This window comes from Streptomyces sp. NPDC001709 (assembly GCF_053596375.1).
The window spans coordinates 1-17,360 of record NZ_JBSFGB010000047.1; the positions used below are offsets into that span (position 1 = coordinate 1).

Annotated in this window: 19 protein-coding genes and 2 pseudogenes; 18 read left to right on the forward strand and 3 right to left on the reverse strand. The window is 70.8% G+C overall.

Annotated elements, in window-relative coordinates; translation table 11 throughout:
* Positions 1-150: 150 nt before the first annotated feature.
* The 9 genes and pseudogenes from ACWC0C_RS40990 to ACWC0C_RS41030 form a co-directional block, all read left to right on the forward strand.
* Positions 151-327, forward strand: a pseudogene (locus ACWC0C_RS40990) (DUF5999 family protein); the annotation flags it as partial.
* A gap of 322 nt (positions 328-649) precedes the next feature.
* On the forward strand, positions 650-865 hold the full coding sequence (locus tag ACWC0C_RS40995) for a hypothetical protein (RefSeq protein ID WP_450869681.1): 216 nt from the start codon (positions 650-652) through the stop codon (positions 863-865).
* 60 nt (positions 866-925) lie between these two features.
* Positions 926-3,094 carry a hypothetical protein gene (locus ACWC0C_RS41000; protein ID WP_450869682.1) on the forward strand — a complete coding sequence of 723 codons (2,169 nt, stop codon included), beginning with the start codon at positions 926-928 and terminating at the stop codon, positions 3,092-3,094.
* Positions 3,095-3,210: 116 nt separating this feature from the next.
* On the forward strand, positions 3,211-3,687 hold the full coding sequence (locus ACWC0C_RS41005; RefSeq protein ID WP_450869684.1) for a hypothetical protein: 477 nt from the start codon (positions 3,211-3,213) through the stop codon (positions 3,685-3,687).
* A complete protein-coding gene (locus ACWC0C_RS41010; RefSeq protein ID WP_450869686.1) occupies positions 3,684-3,992 on the forward strand; it encodes a hypothetical protein in 309 nt (102 codons plus the stop codon). The genes ACWC0C_RS41005 and ACWC0C_RS41010 overlap by 4 nt, the downstream gene beginning before the upstream one ends.
* A 129-nt stretch (positions 3,993-4,121) precedes the next feature.
* A complete protein-coding gene (locus ACWC0C_RS41015; RefSeq protein ID WP_450869688.1) occupies positions 4,122-6,314 on the forward strand; it encodes an ATP/GTP-binding protein in 2,193 nt (730 codons plus the stop codon).
* A gap of 22 nt (positions 6,315-6,336) precedes the next feature.
* Positions 6,337-6,765, forward strand: a complete 429-nt coding sequence (locus tag ACWC0C_RS41020; RefSeq protein WP_449199033.1) for a conjugal transfer protein TraB — start codon at positions 6,337-6,339, stop codon at positions 6,763-6,765.
* A gap of 83 nt (positions 6,766-6,848) precedes the next feature.
* Entirely contained in the window at positions 6,849-8,957 is a 2,109-nt protein-coding gene (locus ACWC0C_RS41025; RefSeq protein ID WP_450869689.1) for a chromosome segregation protein ParM, read from the forward strand.
* 86 nt (positions 8,958-9,043) lie between these two features.
* On the forward strand, positions 9,044-9,232 hold the full coding sequence (locus ACWC0C_RS41030; RefSeq protein ID WP_449199035.1) for a hypothetical protein: 189 nt from the start codon (positions 9,044-9,046) through the stop codon (positions 9,230-9,232).
* On the opposite strand, the gene ACWC0C_RS41035 is transcribed toward ACWC0C_RS41030, so the two are convergent.
* Positions 9,233-9,400, reverse strand: a complete 168-nt coding sequence (locus tag ACWC0C_RS41035; protein WP_449199036.1) for a hypothetical protein — start codon at positions 9,398-9,400, stop codon at positions 9,233-9,235.
* A gap of 221 nt (positions 9,401-9,621) precedes the next feature.
* Here ACWC0C_RS41035 and ACWC0C_RS41040 point away from each other — a divergent pair, with 221 nt between their 5' ends.
* From ACWC0C_RS41040 to ACWC0C_RS41080, 9 genes and pseudogenes are all read left to right on the forward strand, one after another.
* Positions 9,622-10,113: a hypothetical protein gene (locus tag ACWC0C_RS41040; RefSeq protein WP_450869691.1), complete on the forward strand. Its 492-nt coding sequence runs from the start codon at positions 9,622-9,624 to the stop codon at positions 10,111-10,113.
* A 60-nt stretch (positions 10,114-10,173) separates the two neighbouring features.
* Positions 10,174-10,965: a hypothetical protein gene (locus ACWC0C_RS41045; RefSeq protein ID WP_450869693.1), complete on the forward strand. Its 792-nt coding sequence runs from the start codon at positions 10,174-10,176 to the stop codon at positions 10,963-10,965.
* Between the two features lie 80 nt (positions 10,966-11,045).
* Positions 11,046-11,300 (forward strand): hypothetical protein, encoded by a 255-nt coding sequence (locus ACWC0C_RS41050; protein WP_450869694.1) that lies wholly within the window; start codon positions 11,046-11,048, stop codon positions 11,298-11,300.
* A gap of 258 nt (positions 11,301-11,558) precedes the next feature.
* Positions 11,559-11,969 carry an RRQRL motif-containing zinc-binding protein gene (locus ACWC0C_RS41055; protein ID WP_450869695.1) on the forward strand — a complete coding sequence of 137 codons (411 nt, stop codon included), beginning with the start codon at positions 11,559-11,561 and terminating at the stop codon, positions 11,967-11,969.
* 178 nt (positions 11,970-12,147) lie between these two features.
* Positions 12,148-12,579 (forward strand): hypothetical protein, encoded by a 432-nt coding sequence (locus tag ACWC0C_RS41060; protein WP_450869697.1) that lies wholly within the window; start codon positions 12,148-12,150, stop codon positions 12,577-12,579.
* A 4-nt stretch (positions 12,580-12,583) separates the two neighbouring features.
* Complete coding sequence (locus ACWC0C_RS41065) at positions 12,584-12,868, forward strand: hypothetical protein (protein ID WP_450869698.1); 285 nt, start codon at positions 12,584-12,586, stop codon at positions 12,866-12,868.
* A 115-nt stretch (positions 12,869-12,983) separates the two neighbouring features.
* Positions 12,984-13,415 (forward strand): Pycsar system effector family protein, encoded by a 432-nt coding sequence (locus ACWC0C_RS41070; protein ID WP_450869700.1) that lies wholly within the window; start codon positions 12,984-12,986, stop codon positions 13,413-13,415.
* Positions 13,416-13,449: 34 nt separating this feature from the next.
* On the forward strand, positions 13,450-13,791 hold the full coding sequence (locus ACWC0C_RS41075; RefSeq protein ID WP_450869702.1) for a hypothetical protein: 342 nt from the start codon (positions 13,450-13,452) through the stop codon (positions 13,789-13,791).
* Positions 13,788-13,943, forward strand: a pseudogene (locus ACWC0C_RS41080) (ATP-binding protein); the annotation flags it as partial. The gene ACWC0C_RS41075 and the pseudogene ACWC0C_RS41080, both read left to right, overlap by 4 nt.
* 13 nt (positions 13,944-13,956) lie before the next feature.
* Here the strand turns inward: ACWC0C_RS41080 and ACWC0C_RS41085 are convergent.
* Entirely contained in the window at positions 13,957-16,368 is a 2,412-nt protein-coding gene (locus ACWC0C_RS41085; RefSeq protein WP_450869704.1) for a tetratricopeptide repeat protein, read from the reverse strand.
* Positions 16,369-16,568: 200 nt separating this feature from the next.
* Positions 16,569-17,027, reverse strand: a complete 459-nt coding sequence (locus ACWC0C_RS41090; RefSeq protein ID WP_450869706.1) for a hypothetical protein — start codon at positions 17,025-17,027, stop codon at positions 16,569-16,571.
* Positions 17,028-17,360 lie beyond the last annotated feature (333 nt).

The window sequence follows — 17,360 nt, forward strand, 5'->3', positions numbered from 1 at the left end:
AACCGGGCGGCCACTCCTACGAAGCCACTGAAGGCAAGAGCCCATAAGCCACACCCGGCCCTCCCGGGCCGCCAATCAACTTACGGAGAGCCCATGCGTAGCAGCACCCAGCTCGACACCGCGACAACCGGCGCCACGCTGCCGGACTCGCTGTGCACGCACACCCCGAAGTGCCCGACGGCCGACAGCCCGGACCGGGAGGCCGCGTACGTCGTGGCCGCTCACCCGGAGCAGGGCTGGAGCCTGCTGTGCAACGCGGTCCTGCTCTTCGAGGACACCGGCGAGCTGCTCCCCGACGGGCAGATCGTCACCCCGCACCGGCCTACCGACGCTCACGTCGCCGGCGAGGACAGCCTGTTCGTCCGATACATGCAGGCTTTCGAGGCCTCCCTTGACCATCTCGACGGCTGCGATGCCTGCCAGGCCGACCAGCCGTGCGCGGTCGGCGCACCGATCCACGAGCGGTTCGCCCAGCTCCAGAACCGTTACGAGGCCTCGAAGCAGCGCGGCCTCAGCCTCGCGTGACTGCTGCCGGTTGCCTGATCCGCCCGCACCGACCGCTGAACCCGGCGGCCAGGGACGGGCGGTGACGGGGGGCCGGACAGCCGGACTCCGGCACACCGATGCGCAGCTCAAGAGGGAGACCACTATGGCTCTGCCCGCGTGGCTCACCAGCCAGATCACAGCCGTCCAGGCTGAAACCGAAGGTGACGGGACGACGTGGTCCGCGTACGCCACTACCGATGACGGCCTGGTCCGGATCGCTGGCGCTCATGACCGTGACCACGCTCAGCGCTGGCTCGACGAGTCCGGGCGTACCGGCCTCGTCGCCCCCTGCCGCCGTGCTCCCGCTCAGCGCACCTGATCGAACACCTGTGAACGCTGCCCTTGTCCCGGGGCGGCACCCGACTTGGAAGGAGGCGGCGTGGCCGCCACTCGAACCCGAAAGAGGCCCACCGCCCGCAAGAAGGCGGCGGCATCCCGTCCGGCTGCGCAGCCCACCGCCTCCACCGCCCCCGACGCTCCCCCGGCCCCGGCCGGAACGGTGGAGCCGGAGATGGACCTCGAGGCGCTGGCCCGTGTCGCGGACGCCCGGGACCGGGCCGCCGACATCATCGACACCGCGCGCGAGCAGGGCGCCGCCCTCCAGGCGGAAGCCGAGACGGCGGCCGCGCGCACCGTCTCCGACACTCACGAGCAGGTCACCGCGCTGATGACCGAGGCGCAGGGCCGCGCCGCGGGCATCACCGCCGACGCCGACCAGGAGGCCACCGCGCAGCGCGCGGCGGCGAAGAACGACCTGGAGACGGCGCGCGGCGAGGCCGACCGGCTCCTGGCGGAAGCCCGCGACCGTGCCGAGACCCTCGTGAAGGAGGCCCGCGCGCAGGTCGTCGACCTGACCGAGCTGGCCGCCACCGACCGTGAGGCGACCGGCAAGGCGGTTGCCGAGCTGCGGCGCCTGGCGGAGGCCGACCTCGCCGAGATCAGCGTCCTGGTCGACCAGCGCCGCAACGAGGCCGGGCAGATCCTCGCCCGCGCCCAGGAGCAGGCCGACGAACTGGTGGCGGCGGCGCAGCGGGAAGTTGAGCAGGCCCGTGAGCGGTTCGCCCAGCTCGCCAAGGCGGCGGCCGAACAGTACGACGGCCGGCGCAGTGAGGCGGATCGGCTGTACGCGGACGCGGTCAAGGCCGCGGACGGCCGGCGCCGCGAGGCCGACGCCTACGTTGTCGCCGCGCACACCGAGGCGGAGCAGGCTCGCACCGAGCTGCGCGGGCAGCTGCGCAAGCTCACCGACCAGTTCGACGCGGAGGCCGCTACCAAGCGCAAGGCCCTCGCCGACGAACTCGCCGGGCTCAAGGCCGCGTGTGACAAGCAGCGCGAGCGGCTGCGGGAGGAGGCCAAGACCGTTGCCGCGCAGCTGCGGGAGGCAGCGCAGAAGGAGGCCGACCGCATCACCTCGGAGGCGGAGCGTAAGGGCAGGGGCATCACCGAGCGGGCGCAGGCCGATGAGGCGCGCGCTCGTCGGCTGCTGGATGAGGCCCGCGAGGCCAAGCGGGCCAGCTCCCGCTGGCGTGGCTGGCACCAGAAGCTCAGCCGCAAGGCGTGGAAGACGGCGCCGTGGATCGCGCTTGCCGCTGGCGTAGGCCTCGCCGCTTCCGGCGAGTACGAGCTGGCTTGCATGGTCGGTATCCACCCGTACGTCGCCCCGCTGCTGCCGGTCAGCATCGACGTCTACTGTGTCACGGCGTTCCGTACCAAGAAGGACATTGGGGCGGCGCTTGCGCTGATGGCGTCGGCCAACGTCGTCTTCCACTTGTCGGAGCAGGCGCATCTCGTTCCTGCGGGGCACTCCGCTCCGTGGTGGCTGACGACGTTCGTCGTGCTGATCTTCGTGGCCGTCATCTGGCGCGTCCACTCGCTCATGCACGACGCCGGTATGGACGGACATGGTGGTACGGACGCGGCGACCGCGACGGACGGACGTACTGGTACGGCCGCTCGTCCGGACGGCGCGGCCGGTACACAGCCTGCCCGTACAAGCCCGTCCGGTACGGACCGGTACGGTGCGTCAGCCGGTACGGTGCCCGCTTGTACGGCCCAGGGCACCGCTCGTACGGAGCCTGTACACGGCACTCCGCACCACTCCGCCCCGGCGGGGGCGAATGCGGGTCTGACCAGCGCGTACAGCGGCCGTACCAGCGGCGTACAGGGCACCTTGAGCGGGGCCGTGCGTACTAGTACGGAGCACTCCGGCCGTACCAGCGCCGCCGCGCACGAGAGCGGGACGCGTACTAGTACGGTCACCGCCCGTACGGCCCCGGCCGACGGCGTTCCGCTCGCGCGTACCAGTACGACGGATGCCCGCCCGCGTACCACCCCGGCGGCCACCGCCGGGCGTTCCGGTACGGCCACGCCCGCTCGTACGGACGCCGAACTGCTCCCGCTCGTACAGGAGCTGCCCCGCGAGGACGACGGCTTCGTCAACATCAGCCGAGTCCGTACCGAGCTCTCCGTCAACCAGCCCCGCGCGATCCGGCTGCTCTCGCGGGCCGGCCTGCTGCGGCCGGAGGACGCGGACAAGTACCTGACCTGACCCCGCCGTCCGGCACACACCAGTGAGGGCCAGCCCATCGGAAGTGGGCTGGCCCTCGCCGCGACTGCCGGAAGCAAGTCGACAGCCCCACCAGTACACCAGGAGGAATCCCCGCCGTGAACAGCAACAACGACCCGAATCACGCACCTCTGCGCGACGTTGCGCAGAACCCGGAGGCAACCGCCCGGTACCTGGCCGACGTTCGGCGCGTCCTGCTGGACATCGGCAAGAACCTGGAGACCCTCGCGATCGAGACCCGCGTGCACCTGCGCGACACCCACGTAGAGGGCGACCGCTGGTACCACGCCAGGCTGCGCGCGATGCCTGTCGAAAAGGCCCTCGGGCAGGTTCTCAGGAACCTGAACAACCTGACCTCGGGCCTGGAAAAGAGCGCCTATAAGCGCCGCGCCCACGACGAGGCTGTTGTCAATACGGTCAAGGACAGGAAGGAAAAGGAGCTGGAAAGGCAGCGGAAGAAGAACCCTCCGACGCTCCAGGCCGCACCCAACCCGCCGCAACAGGGCGCGCAGAGCCAGAATTCCGGGTACAGTGGTCCCACGTCGATTTACGACCTCGGTAGGGAGTCGGCGTGACGCGCCCCCTCAGCAGTGCCGAACGCTCGATTCAAGGGCGGAACGGCTGGCTGCAGGAAGAAGAGCGCAAGGCGATCGAAAGTCGCGGCGAGATCGGCCGGATGGAATTCTGGCTCCGCGTTACTCGGTCCGAAATCACCAAGGAAATCAAGGCTGATCGCGGCGATGTCATCCCCGCGTTCACGCTGGTCTGCCGCCTCTTCAAGCTCGTGCTGGAGAAGCGGCAGGCGGGCGACCCGCGGCTGTTCGACCACCTCATGCAGTACGCGGACACCGTCCTGAAGCAGCACGGCCCGCGTAACTGAGCGTCACCCACGAAGGCCCCGCCGGGCTCCGGCGGGGCCTCGCGCGCGTAAAGCGTGCACACGTGCACGTGCACGCGCGTGCACACGAGACCCCACTGTCTGTCAAGTCCCCTTGGAGGGAGGTGCACCGTGTCCGACGAGTCCGACGACACCGGCGGCGGAACGCTGGTCCGTGGCCCATGGAGCGGTGATTCCACGTACACGCTGCCGCCGATCCCGGATTTCATCGACACCATTCCACCGCCGGAAGACATTCCGGAGGCTCCCCCGGAGAGCCCGGAGGAGACCACGATGGAACTTCCGCCGATTCCGGCCGCACCGGACCCGGCAATGGCGCTGCGCTCGGATGGTATTTCTCCGCCTGATGCAGACGATGAAGCTGATATCGAGATCGAAGGTGAATATGTTCAGCCTCGTTCTCTCGCTGACCGTCTTGGTGACTGGCTGGAATTCCGGCTGGAAATGGCGCGGGCCAACCATGAAAGTGAAGCGCCTTTCCGTGAGGCTGAAATAGCGCGGAAGGCGGCGCTGCTGGAGGGTCGCACCGCGCAGGAAGTCGCGATGATGGAGCAGAACGGAAAGCTCCACGCCGCGATGATGAAAGCGAAGGGCGACAAGGCGGCGGCGCGCGGAAAGGCCGATGCCGACCGCACGAGAGCGTCCGGCTCCGGTCTGGGGGCGGACAAGGGCCGCTCGAAGGCCGGTGGCGGGGGCGGGTCCTCACGTGGCGGTGGCGGCAGCGGACCGTTCCGCAACAATTCGAGCTCGGGGCCGAACCGGTCCGGCGGCTCGCGCGGCTCCAACTCCGGCGGCCCCGGCGGGCGTTCGGGTTCCGGGACGACCGGGGGCGGCGGAGGCGGCAACGGCGGCGCGAAGGGCTCTGACCGGTCCTCTGGCGGCCGTGCAGCCGGTTCCGGGCGCAGCGGTTCGTCCGGGGGCTCGAAAGGCTCTCAGACAGGCTCTGGCGGCTCCGGCCGTAACAGCGGCGGGAGTTTGAGGGGCGACGGCGGCGGCCCGTCGTCCAGCGCCCGTGCCGAGCGGGCCCGCGGCCGCCAAGAGCGCGCCGGGGTCCGGCAGGCCGGGCGGCAGGAACGGCGCAGTGCCGGGCACGCTGCCGGGGTCGCGGACCGGTCCAAGGACCGCGACCAGGCCCGCACGCAGCGGCAGCAGGCGTGGGAGGACCGCCGGGCCAAGCGCCAGGAGCGCGACGAGGCACGGAAGGCGAAGCGGGAAGCCGCGGCGTCGGCCGCACCGGGCCGCACCACGCTGGGCCAGGCCGTAGGTGAGGAAGCCCAGCGCCGCTGGGACAAGCGCCGCGCCGACACGAAGGCCGCCAAGGACGCGAAGGCCGGCACCGAGAAGGTGACCCTGACCAAGGACAAGGACAAGAGCACCGACGGCAAGGGCGGGAAGACAGCCAAGGACGGCCCTGACGGGTCCTCCAGCGCCGCGAGGGACGGCACGGTGGGCGATGCGCCGGGCACGGAGTCCACGGCAGGTGATGGGGCGTCTGACGGTGCGAAGAAGCGCCGTCGGTTTTGGCGCCGGCGCACCGGAGGCACGGGCCGGGCCGGACGGCGCGGACGCGCCCGCCGCACCGGTCGCACCGGCCGGACCGGGCGCGGTCGTACTGGGCGTGCCGGTCGGCGCGGCCGGGAGTCGGACAGCCCGTTCGGTGCGAAGGATTCCACCCCGACGGTGGAGTGGCTCGACCGGCCCACCCGCCCGCCACGCACCGACGGCGAGCGCGAGGACGACATCGAGGACGCGGTCATCGTCCTCTTCCCCGACGATCCCGCGGCCGTGACAACCGGCGTCAAGGGCCTGCCGCCCGCGCCGGAGCAGCACACGAAGCGGCCCGGCACCAGCCGACCCACCAGCGAAGGGAGCAGCGTGAGCAGCACAGAGGTCAGCAGGCCGTCAGGGCAGAGCGGCCTGGCCGCCCAGCACCGGACGAACATCACGTTCGACGAGTACCTGGTGGAGGTCGCCAACATCGCGGTCGCCACCGGCGTCGACAAGGACCAGGCCGAGTCACTGGCCGATGCCGTGGGCAAGGTCGCCGATGCCTTGCGGGACATGGCGGCGGACCTGGTCGACGACCACAACATCGACCCCCGGGTCACGACACTGATCTTGGACCTCGCTGATGCCGCGACCCGCATGAAGCTCCAGGCCGAACGGTGCGCCGTCGAATGCGGGATCGCCTACGAGGCCGCCACGCTCGCGGGCCTCTCCGTCGCCCGTGTCTACGGCGAGGACATGAAGGCCATGGACGACGCCGGCCTGTCGGTCGCCTCGGCCGCAACCCACCACGACTGAGCAGAAGGGACATTGATCGCTGATGAGCGGCGAGCTCTCCCCCCGCAACAGCAACGCGGCTGCCGCGCCGACCGACGGCGACAACCGCTTCAAGGCCGTCCAGCACAAGCTGAAGACCCTCACATCGGCCATGGACCAGGCCTCGGGCGATCTTCAGGTCCTGCAGCGCAGCATGCAGGCCAACGCGAACCGGTCCGAGGAACTGGCCCGCGACATCGCGCACGCCGAACTCGACCCGATGTTCGTGGCGATGCAGAACCAGGTGTCCATCGCCCTAGGCGGTGCCGCCGTTGAAGTGCGCAGGCTGAGTGAGACGGCCAACGAGGTCGGGATCCTCACCGAGCAGGCCAAGGCCACGCACTCCCGCCTGTACCAGGGCCTGGACGAGGTCCGCTCCTCACGCCCCCACAAAACCCCCCGCCCGGGCTTCCTCGTCCGCAAGGGCGGCTGACCCACACAATCCCCCGGTTGGAGGGCGGCCCCGCACACGGCGGGGCCGCCCTCCACCGCCTTTCCGACAAGGAGAAACCCCCGGTGTCCCTGCCGCGCAGCGTCGCACTGGAGCGCACCCTGTACACCCTGGCCGCGCCGGTCCTTGCCGCGGCCCCGAACATCGCCCCCGACAATCCGGTGAACACCGTCATCGGGCTGGCGGGCGCCACCGGGGTCGGCGGCATGGTCCTGGCCGCCAGAAGTGAGGAGACCGGCGCCGGACGCAAGATCCTGCGCTGGTCCCCGCTGGTCCTGGCGGCCGCAGTAGACATCGCCGCCAAGCACACACCCGGTTGGGGCCCGTGGTGCCTGGACGCCCTGCTCGCGGCCGGCTGGACTGCGGCCGGCTGCCTGGTGCTGCCGTTCTCCCGGCACGCCCGCCGCCACCACCGCCCGGCCCTCGCCACCCCAGCCCCGCAGCTGCAGCCCGCCCCCACACCGGAGGTGTCCCCGGCGCAGCCGGACGACGGCGCCGACCCGTTCACCCGCCAGGTCCGCCAGCTGTGGGAGAACCGCGGCATGCCCGGCCGCACCATCGTGGTGAAAGCCAACCCCCATCCCGGAATGCCGAACGACCTGTCGCTTCTATTGCGCGCGTCCGAGGCTGGGCGGCCGATCACCGACCTGACCAAGGAAGCCATCGCGGCCGCCTTCGGCGTCGATGAGACGGACGTGCACATCGAGGCCGTGCCACGGCAGTACGGGCGCGAGGGCGGGCCGGGCTGGAAGGAGGTGCACGTCACCCCCGACCTGTCGGAGCGGCGCAGCAAGAGCCCCACCGACAAGGAGTGGTGGGCGGACCGGATCGGCACCGAGCGCGGCCCCATCCCCGGCAGCGCGTTCCTCAGGAAGGTCCGCGACACCGAGCGCAAGGTCACCCACTACGTCGCCCAGGTCCCCGATGAGCTGGGCGAGCCGCGCGTGAACTTGCACACGCTGGCGGCCGCGCTGAAGACCAAATACGACGAGGGCCGGATGTTCGTCACCGTCGACGGCAGCCAGGTCCTGGTCTCGCTGTGGGACAACAGCCCGCTCGCGCAGATCTTCCCCGCCACCCGGGAGTTGCTGACCCCGGACGCGGACGGGCGGTGGGTGACCGGCTACCTCGGCAACGGCCAGCCCGCCCGCAACCGGGTCTACACCGACCGGGGCGCCGCCCACGGCCTGTTCGTCGCCCCCTCCGGCGGCGGCAAGACCCAGCTGATGGGCTTGCATGTCGCGGCCGACGCCCTGTTCGGGGCCGTGGTCATGCTGGCCACGGAGGCGCCGGATGAGAAGACCGCCGCGCTGGGCCGCCACACCGCTCGCTACGGCGTCGGCGCGCTCTACATGATCCGGCTCCTCAGGGTCCTGGACGCGCTAATGGAGATCCGTGGCCAGATGCCGTGGGAGGACGGTCAGGTCCACGACTGGGACCCCAAACTGCCGGGCTGCCCCTACCGGATGCTGTCCGCCTACCTGGATGAGTTCCTCTCCGCCGCCCGCAACGGCGACTACGGCCCGGAGATCATGGACCTCGCCGAGCGGGTGTCGGTCAAGGGCCGCAAGTACGCCATCGGCATCAAGGTCGCCGGCCAGTCCATCTACGTGCAGGACGGTTTCACACAACTGCTGTGCGAGAACCTCCGCGAGAACTGCATCCCGGTCGTGCTGAAGGTCGCCCCGAAGAAGGTCGGCGAAATGTTCAAGGCCCTCGGCATTCCGTCCGAGCACGTCCCCGAGCCCCTCCCCCGCTCCTTCTCCCCTGCCGAGGCAGGCCGCATCGACCGGGTCATGCGCGGCGAGCCCGAGCCGCCCGCCGACTCCAACACCGGCGGCGCCGGCTGGATCGTCGAAGCCAAGCAGCCCGACGTCCTGCGCACCCTCTACATGGACTTCAAAGCCGGCATCGACGACTACTTCCCCGACACCGTCGCCACCCTGACCGACCACGAGATCCGCGAACTGGAAGCGCGGGGCTTGTGGTTCGACTGGACCGAACCGCCCCGCCCCGGCGAGTTCGGCCCCGAACCCGGCGAGGACGGCGACGACGACACGCCCAAGAAAGACGGCGGCAAACGCCGCAGCGGCAAGACACCCGCGCCACGCCACGACGCGGTCACCTCACCCCGTCAGGCACTGGAGGCCATCAAGAGGCTCAACAACGCCTGACCGCTGTCATCCACTCATCACCGGGGGCCGGTCTGCCCGAGCACAGCCGGCCCCCACCCGACCCCGCGAAGGAGGACACACCCGCCGTGGCCGTTTCCATCTCCGCCGTCCTGCTACTGGGCGTCATCGTCCTTGTCCTGCTGAAGGACGGATACGTCCGCTTCAGCTCCGCCCTGGCCTGCACGCTGTTCGGCTTCACTCTCGCCGCGACCAACCTGGCCCCGGCCATCAACAGCGGCCTCGCCTCGCTCGCCGGACTGATCTCCAGCTTCTGACTAGGCCTCCGTCCACGGCGGGTCGGGGGTGTAGTTGAGTCCGTCGCAGAAGCGGCAGTCCCACTCCGCGGGCACCTCCCACTTGTCGACCCAGAAGCCGACCTGCTTGCCGACGAAGTAGTTGTCCCCACCACACCACCCGCATTCGAAGACGAACTCCACCCCCATCCCCTTCCTCGCGCCTGTTTGGTCCGAGGATGCCCGGGACGCGTGTGCGGTGACTACCCACCGCCAGCTCCCAACTCCCCTGCTACGCAACGCCGAAGGGCGCCGCCGGACACCGAACTCCGGCGGCGCCCTTCGCCGTCGCGCGCATCCCCTCCCCCACGCGCCCTCCCGGCCACCACGGCCAGGAGGGCGCTCCCCTTCCGCGTGATCGGAGAAAGCCGATGGACCCCCTGCACACCCAGCACGACATGGCCGAGTCCGAGGCCGCGGCCGAAGCCCGCCGCCTGCTCGACGAGTGGGCGAGCAAGCCCGTACGCCACCACCCCACCTCGTTCCGCGACGACACCCAGCCGCCGGCCTTCGGCACCGCCCCGCCCGTGCGGCAGGAGGACTACCGGATCGTCCCGGCCTGGGCGGCCGGGATCGCGGTGGCCTCCATCGGCGTGGGCGCCGGGATCACCGGCATCGGCTGCGGTGCCTGGCTCGTACTCCAGGGCCTGTCCTCGGTCACGTTGAACGGCGTCCTGATGGTCACCCTGCCGTTCGCGGGTCTGGCCATGGCCGCCATCGCCATCGGCGGCGCGATCAGCAGGGCGCGTTCCGCCGTCACCAGGAATGTCTTCGAGGGTCCGGTCACCCATCACACCGAGATCCACAACAACAGCACCACGGGCGGGGCGTTCTTCGCCCGCACCCGCAACGAGATCCGCTGACCGGCTCCGGCCAGCCCGCCACCGCTCACCACTGACTTCCACCGAAGGAGCAGCTTCACCATGTCCAGCAACGACAGGCAGATGAACGGCCAGCCCCGCCCGAACAGCATCCTCGACCAGCTCGAACTGCCACCGCTCCGCAAGGACAAGGCGCGGCTCGCCAGGCTGCGCGCCGCGTGGAAGAAGTCCTGGGAGGAAGGCGGCTTCCTCTACCAGCGGTGGGAAGAGGTCTTCCAGGCCCGGCACGCCAGCTGGCAGGAGATCGCCAACTGGATCAAGGCGGCCGCACTGATTGCCGGGGTCAGCCTCATCGTCATGATGGTGGACACCGCCGGTGACGTCGCCAGCGCCACCCTCAAGGGCCTGTCCTCAGTCCCGGCCACCGGCGCCGGTGACGGCAGCGGACTGTGGGGCACGGTCGACCACCCCGTCCGGGTGTTCCTCGCCGGCCAGGCCGCCCACCTTGCCGTCGCTCCGGCCGCCCTGTACGCGTTCTGGCAGCTGGCCGGACTGCTCGGACTCATCGGCGGCTTCCTCGGCAGCGCCGGAGCCCGCATCACCTGGGTGCTGTTCGGCATCGGCAGCCTCGCCATGGTCTGGTCCGCCTCCCCGGCCGGAGGCCGCGCTGCCGCCGCCGGGCTGGCCGCCCTCATGTGGGCGCTGGCCAGCATCCTCGCCCTCCGCGGCCTGACCCTGCGGCCCATCGTCCACAACCACCCGCCGCAGTTCCAGCCCCAGTTCAACCCCGCCCTCCACCTCCATGCCACCCTCCCCTCCCCCACCCCGCCGGGTGACGACCTCGAAGACGACTTCGGCGACGAACCCGACAACATCCGCCCGCTCCAGCGCTGACCACCAGCCGCTCCGCCCGTTCCAGCACCACCCACCTGCTGGCGCGCTCGCAAAAGGCGCGCCCACCCGAACGGAATCTCATGAATCCGCAGACAAACGAGTTCTGGGTCGGCACCTACCACGGACGCCACGACGCCCGCCCCGCCAAGGTCACCGCCACCTGCGACGACACCCTCCCCGAGCCCTACGCCTGGACGTGCACCTGCGGCGCCTCCCACAGGTTCACCACGGTGCACGACTGCGACCGCAGCGCCCTGCGGCACGCGTACCCCACGCGCCTGGACCGGCTGTGGCAGTGGGCCGCACGGCTGTTCCGCACCCGCAGCGCTCGATGAGACCTGACGCCTGCCTGGTCACCCGCCGCACCATCTTCCGCGCCCCGCCGACGCACCGACGTCAGCGGGGCGCGGTGTTGCCCGCCCAACCCGCTGGAGGAGATCACCCGTGCTCATCCCCCGCCCGCGCCGCCGCATCGGCCGGCCCCGCCCGCAGCGTCCCGGTCCCCGCTACCCGCAGCCTCCCGCCCGGCTGCCCGGCGCCTGGAGCCTGTGATGGCCAGGCCGCGCAGGAGGCGGCGCCGAGAGGGCAAGCGCGTGCCCCGCACTGACGCGACCCTGCCGGAGCATGACCGCGGGGCTGTTCCCGAAGGCCTCGTCACGCGGCGGCAGTTACGGGAGCTGGGGCTGAGCCCCGGCGGACACGACCCGGTCGCGGTGCTGCGCTGCAAACAGTGCATCTACCGCCCCGATCAGTCATGCACCCACCCCACCCGGGCCTGGCTCTACAGCGTCGACCTCGCCCGGCCAAAGCGGACACCGACATTCGCGCAGGAACAGGCCCTGGACCGGGCGATGGCCGCAAGGCAGACCTGCCCGCGCTGTCACCGGCGCTACTACTTCTGCCTCCCGCTGCGCACCCAGGGCTGCTGCGATCCCTGCGACAAGGGCTTCGAACCCAGCCCCGACACCCACATGGCCATCCCCACGCACTCTTTGGCCGCCTGACCAACGAGCTACAAGGAGTACTCACCCATGGCTCTCAACCTGTTCTCCCGAACCCGCCCCATGCCTGTCGAACCGCCGACCTCCGACCTCCGACCTCGAGCCGTGGCCGGAGACGTGGGCGCCGGAAGGCGTCACGGTCAGCGAGCGGTACCACAACCTGGCACTCGCCGTCGTCCTCGTGTACATCGCCGACGCGAGCGGCTCCACCTGCGCGGTTGCCTGCCTGGGCTGCCACTTTCAGTCCGACAGGGACGGCCGAAGCACCTACGCCTCCCACTACACGCTGGAAAATGCGGGGAACGTCGCCAACGAGCACGCCTCCACCTGCCGGGCGCTGCCCCGCCCGCTCCCCGCCCGCCCAGACGACGCCGCGGCTCGCGAGCTGCTTCACACGTGGGTACGTGGCATGCGCCGCCGGGACGAGAACGTCAACCTCTACGTCCACGACTTCGACTTGGGCCGTCTGCGCCTGCAGCGCACCAACGCCTGGATCGAGACCGAGCTGCGGCGCCTGGCCGACGGCGAGCCCGGTCTGCTGCGTGCCCAGCGCAGCGAGTACAGCAAGCGCCTGGAGCTGCTCATCCTCCACGAGCCCGGTCACCGGAGCTGATCCGGTGCGGGCCCGAACTGCCTTGCTGCTCACGGCCGTCGTGCCGCTCACGGTCACGGCGGCCGCCGCGACCCTCAAGGCTGGCGCCTGGCAACTGGCCGTTTCCCGCCACGAGATCCGGCTTTCCCCCAGGCCCCGCAAGAACTGCCCCGACTGCAAGGGCCAGGGCGGCTGGTGGTCTGAAGGCCTCTACCCGGGCGGCGAGATGTGCTGGTGCTGGGACCGCCCGCAGCACACCCTCCGGCTCCTGCCGACCCGCGCCCCCTGGCCGGACGAACCACCGTTCTGAACGATTCCCGCCCCGGCCTGCGCGCCGGGGCGGAAATCGCTGGGCGGCCCGCGCATCGGCAAAGGGCCGGCCGCCCACTCCCCTTTCACTCTCCAGAGATCAGGGAAACACGCCCATGACTACCACGGTCTGCGACACCGACAAGAACCTGGACGCCGCCTGCGCATCGGTCGCAGGCGAGATCGGACGCACGGACGGCAAGGCGTCCTTACTGCTCGCCTTCAACGGCGCCGTCCTCGCCGGCCTCGCGTCCGTCGCCGACAAGGACCTGCCGCCCGCCACCAAGGTCTTCGGCTCGCTCGCCGTGCTCGCCCTGGGCGCGGCCGCCGTGCTGCTGCTCCTGGTCGTCAGGCCCCGCCTGCGCGGCGACGACAAGGCGTCCTTCCCCTATTGGGCACGCCTGGACGAAGACGAGATCCGGGCCTGCATGGACGGCGACACCCGAGCCGCCCGCGTTCGGGTCCTGGCCGTCCTGGCCGTCGCCAAGTTCACCCAGCTGCGCCGCGCGGTCGACCTGTCCCTGGCTGCTCTGGGCCTGCTCGCCTAGCCGCCGCCGGCCTGGCGCTGTGACGGCGGCCGCGATGGCCTGCACCCGCCTGGAACGCGTCCGCGCCTCGGTCGGTATCGCCTCCCTGGCCCTCCAGCAGATCCAGGACGACCTCACCGCCGACGACATCGACGCCCTCGAACTCGCCGCGATCCTGCGCGAACTGAGTGAGGACACCGACCCGCCCGGCGGGTTCCTGGCCTCCGTCGCACAACTGCTCACCACCGCCGCGCAGCGAGCCGAACGGATCGAGCCCGACCGCGACGGCGACGCCTCCTGCCCGCTGCACGAGGCCGCCGCCCTCATGACCGACAACGCCGGGCAGCTCCTGATCTGGGCCGCCCGAGCCCTCGACCAGCAAGGAGAACCCGTATGACCGCGCTGACGCCCCTGTACCCGGACCTGCCCAAGAACAGCCTGGTGGTGCTGATCGGCGCCGCCGGGGCGGGCAAGTCGACGCTGGCCGACACCTGGCCCGCCAGCCAGGTCCTCTCGCTCGACGCCATGAGGTGTGCAGTCAGCGACGATTTCTCTGTCAAGTTCAGCGTGTTGAGTTAAGGCCGCGCTGGGACCCATTTGTTGAGCCCTCCGCCCGCCCCCTCCAGTGGGCGAGGTTGCCGCGGGCGGTGAGTGTGTGGGGATGGTCCGGGCCCAGCACGCGCCGCGTGTGCTCCAGCAAGTCGGCGAATGTTGCTGCGGCCCCGGCCGCGTCGCCCGCGTGTCCCCGCCACTGGGCGAGGTTGCCGCGGGTGGCGAGGGTGTGGGGGTGGTCCGGGCCCAGTATGCGCAGCAGATGCTCCAACACCTCGGCGTATCCCGCCACGGCTCCGTCCACGTCGCCCGCCCGCCCCCGCCATCGGGCGAGATTGTCGCGTGCGGCGAGGGTCTCGGGGTGGTCCGGGCCCAGTACGCGCAGCGTGTGCTCCAGCTGTGCGGCGAATGCCGTTGCGGCCGCGGCCTCCTGCCCCGTCTCCCCCAGCCAGGAGGCGAGATTGCCGTGCAAGGCGAGGGTGGCGGGGTCCGGGCCCAGGATCCGGAGCCGTTCCATGAGGAGTTCGGTGTATGCCTTTACGGATCCCGTCGCGTCTCCTGCCGCCGCCAGCGACGAGCAGAGGTCCTGTCGGGTATTCAGGACGTCCGGATGGTCGGGGCCCAGGACCTGCAGCCGGTCGCCGAGCAGTTTTTCGAATGCGGTCGCGGCTCCGGCCGCGTCCCCCGCCTTTCCTCGCCAGTGCGCGAGATTACTCCGGACGGTCAGGGCCTCTGGATGGTACGGGCCCAGGATCCGCCGGATGTCCACCTCCAGTTCGGCGAGCGCGGCGACGGCTTTGGCCGTGTCCCCCGCTTCTCCCCAGGAACGGGCGAGGAGGCCCCGGGTGGTCAGGGTGTGCGGGTTGTCCGGACCCGCAACCCTTTCGAAGTCGTCGAGCAACTCGGCCAGGGCGGTGGCCGCTTGGGCAGGATCACCCGTCTTGCCCCACGACGCGGCGAGGTTGCCGCGGATGGTCAGGGTGTAAAGGTGGTTCGGACCGAGAACCTGTTCGAAATCGTCGAGCAACTCGGCGAAGTCGTCGGCGGCTCCTGCCGGATCTCCTGCCTCGCCCCGCCAGTGAGCAAGGTGGTCCCGTGCGCTCAGAGTGGCGAGGTGACGGGGGCCGAGGCGGCTGCTTGTCTCGGTGGCCAGGTGCTGGAAGTGGTCGCGGGCCGCTGCGGCCTGGCCGGAATGACCGAGGCTTCGGCCGCTCCGGAAGAGCACGAGGTGTGCACCGCCGCCCTGGTACATGGCGTCTTCCGCGTGGCGGGTGAGGGCGTCGGTGTTGGCGCGGAGCGCCTGGGCGAGGGCGGTGTCGCGTTCGATGTCGGGCCAGGCATCGATGAGGGCGTTCGCGGCGGCGCGGGCGGCTCGGCCACGCTGGTCGGAAGGGAGGTCGTCGCGGGTGGCGCGTTGGATGAGCTGGTGGATGCGGACCGTCTGGTGGGGAGTGCCGGGGGTGTGGTCGATCAGGCTGAGGAGATGCAGGGCCCGCAGGGCTTTGACGGCGTCCTCGGCGGTGACCGGGTCGGGTTCCCGCTCGCCGGGGGTGCGGTGGGCCGTGAGGTGGGCCAGGGCGGCATCGCTGGTCAGAACGGTTCCCGGGATGCCGTTGGGGTCGAGCATCGCGGCGAGCTGGAGCATGGGCCGAGCCAGGCCGGCGGTACGCAGCCGGTCGGCGCGTTCGATGGACAGCGACCAGGTGGCCGCGACCGTGGTGGCCTGGTCGGGGGGCAGCACCTCGGGCAGCAGGTCGGCGAGCTTCCTGCGCCGGTCCGCCAGCAGCCGGCGGTAGTCGGCGCAGGAGATGTCGGCGTCGATGATGTACGCGGCGGCCTGGGCCAGGGCGAGGGGCAAGTGTCCCAGGTCCGTGGCGAGGCCGTTGATCTGGTCGGTTGGCCCGTGGCGATGGCGCTTAGCGAGTACGTCGGTGAGGTACGCGGCGGCTTTCTCCGGGGTGAACAAGCCCACCGGGATCAGGCGTCGGCCTGCTCCGGTCAAGGCGGTCTCGCGGCGGCGCGTGGTGACCAGGACACGGCCGTGCGGGCTGGCGGGAGGCCACCAGCCGGGCTTATCAGGACGATCGCCACGCAGATCGGCAGGATCTGCGACGTCGTCCAGTACGACCAGCCACCGGCACGGCTGCTGTCCGGCCTTGGGCTCCAGCCAGGACAGGAAGGCCCGCGCGGTCTGCTCGGGGGCGCTGGGGTCCTCCGCGAGCACCTCGATGCCGGCCTGCGCGTATCCGGCGATGATGGCCTGGCGGCTGCTCGCGCTGATCCACACCAGCACGTCGACCTCGCCCCTCTTCAGGGCGGTGCGGGCGTATTCGGCGGCCAGCTGGGTCTTGCCCACTCCGCCGGTCCCCACCAGTACCTGGCCGAGCGCTGCCGTGCCCCCGCTGCCGGACGCCGCCTGCAACTGGTCGAGCTCGTCCCGGTGCTGGAAGAACGAGTCGCGAGACGGGATCCCGCCGACCAGGTGCGGCCAGGCGGCCCGGGTACGGGACGAGGAGGCGTGATGGTGGACTTGCCCGGCATAGCCGACGGCAACGCTGCCGTGGTCGGCGAAGACGCGGCCGATGTCGTAAGTCGGCGCGGCCGAGGCGGTACCGGGTGCGCTCAGTCCTGGTGCGGACCCGGCTGGGAAGGGTTTCCCAGTGTCACGTCCCCCATGGTCACAGCGGCGGCGGACCCGTTGTCGGCCTGGACGTTCACGTCTCCGCCGACGGCCAGCCCACTCTGGCCGGCCAACACAGTCCTGTGGGAGGTCTGTTGGGCCTGCAGGGTGCGCAGCTCATCCACGACCCGGGCCCGCTCGATGTCCTCCAGACTTTCCAGCAGGGCCTCGATCCGGCCTTGCCACACCGCCTCCTGACGGATGCGCACCTGCTCCGCCTCGGCTGGCCGAGCCGCCTCCAGCTCGGCCGCGGTCTGATCGAGGCGCTCCATCTCGACCTGCTCGCGCTGCGGATTCCCCCGACCGAACCAACGGGCCACCTGCTGGCGTATCCCTGCCCACGCGTCCGTGCCTGCGGCCTGCACCACCGCAGTGCCTCCCGCCGCGGCCAGCGCGGTCATTGCCTCCGACAGCATCCTCGCCCTTCCCCCTGAGAGATCAGTCCCGAACTGGGGCCACGCACCACACCAATGTCTTCAGCACATCACTCCATCAGACACGCTCTGCCGTTGTCTTTGGTTTCGTCGAGAGAGCGGCCGTGGCACGAGGGCCGGGCACTGCCTCTGGGGCGAGATTCAGCCGGGCGTGGGATGAATCCCAACGCGATCCTCACGTACGGCCAGGTCCTCCCACCCAGCCAGAACCGGCACCCGATCTCCCACCACCCGGCGAGCTGCCGACACCCAGAACGTACGACTCATTCACCCCTGCTCGATCCGCTTCAACACGCCGAT

Coding starts and splice junctions, on each gene's coding strand:
- ACWC0C_RS40995 (WP_450869681.1), top strand. CDS start 650: ATGGCTCTGCCCGCGTGGCTCACCAGCCAGATCACAGCCGTCCAGGCT.
- ACWC0C_RS41020 (WP_449199033.1), top strand. CDS start 6,337: ATGAGCGGCGAGCTCTCCCCCCGCAACAGCAACGCGGCTGCCGCGCCG.
- ACWC0C_RS41035 (WP_449199036.1), bottom strand. CDS start 9,400: ATGGGGGTGGAGTTCGTCTTCGAATGCGGGTGGTGTGGTGGGGACAAC.
- ACWC0C_RS41040 (WP_450869691.1), top strand. CDS start 9,622: ATGGACCCCCTGCACACCCAGCACGACATGGCCGAGTCCGAGGCCGCG.
- ACWC0C_RS41045 (WP_450869693.1), top strand. CDS start 10,174: ATGTCCAGCAACGACAGGCAGATGAACGGCCAGCCCCGCCCGAACAGC.
- ACWC0C_RS41050 (WP_450869694.1), top strand. CDS start 11,046: ATGAATCCGCAGACAAACGAGTTCTGGGTCGGCACCTACCACGGACGC.
- ACWC0C_RS41070 (WP_450869700.1), top strand. CDS start 12,984: ATGACTACCACGGTCTGCGACACCGACAAGAACCTGGACGCCGCCTGC.
- ACWC0C_RS41075 (WP_450869702.1), top strand. CDS start 13,450: ATGGCCTGCACCCGCCTGGAACGCGTCCGCGCCTCGGTCGGTATCGCC.
- ACWC0C_RS41090 (WP_450869706.1), bottom strand. CDS start 17,027: ATGACCGCGCTGGCCGCGGCGGGAGGCACTGCGGTGGTGCAGGCCGCA.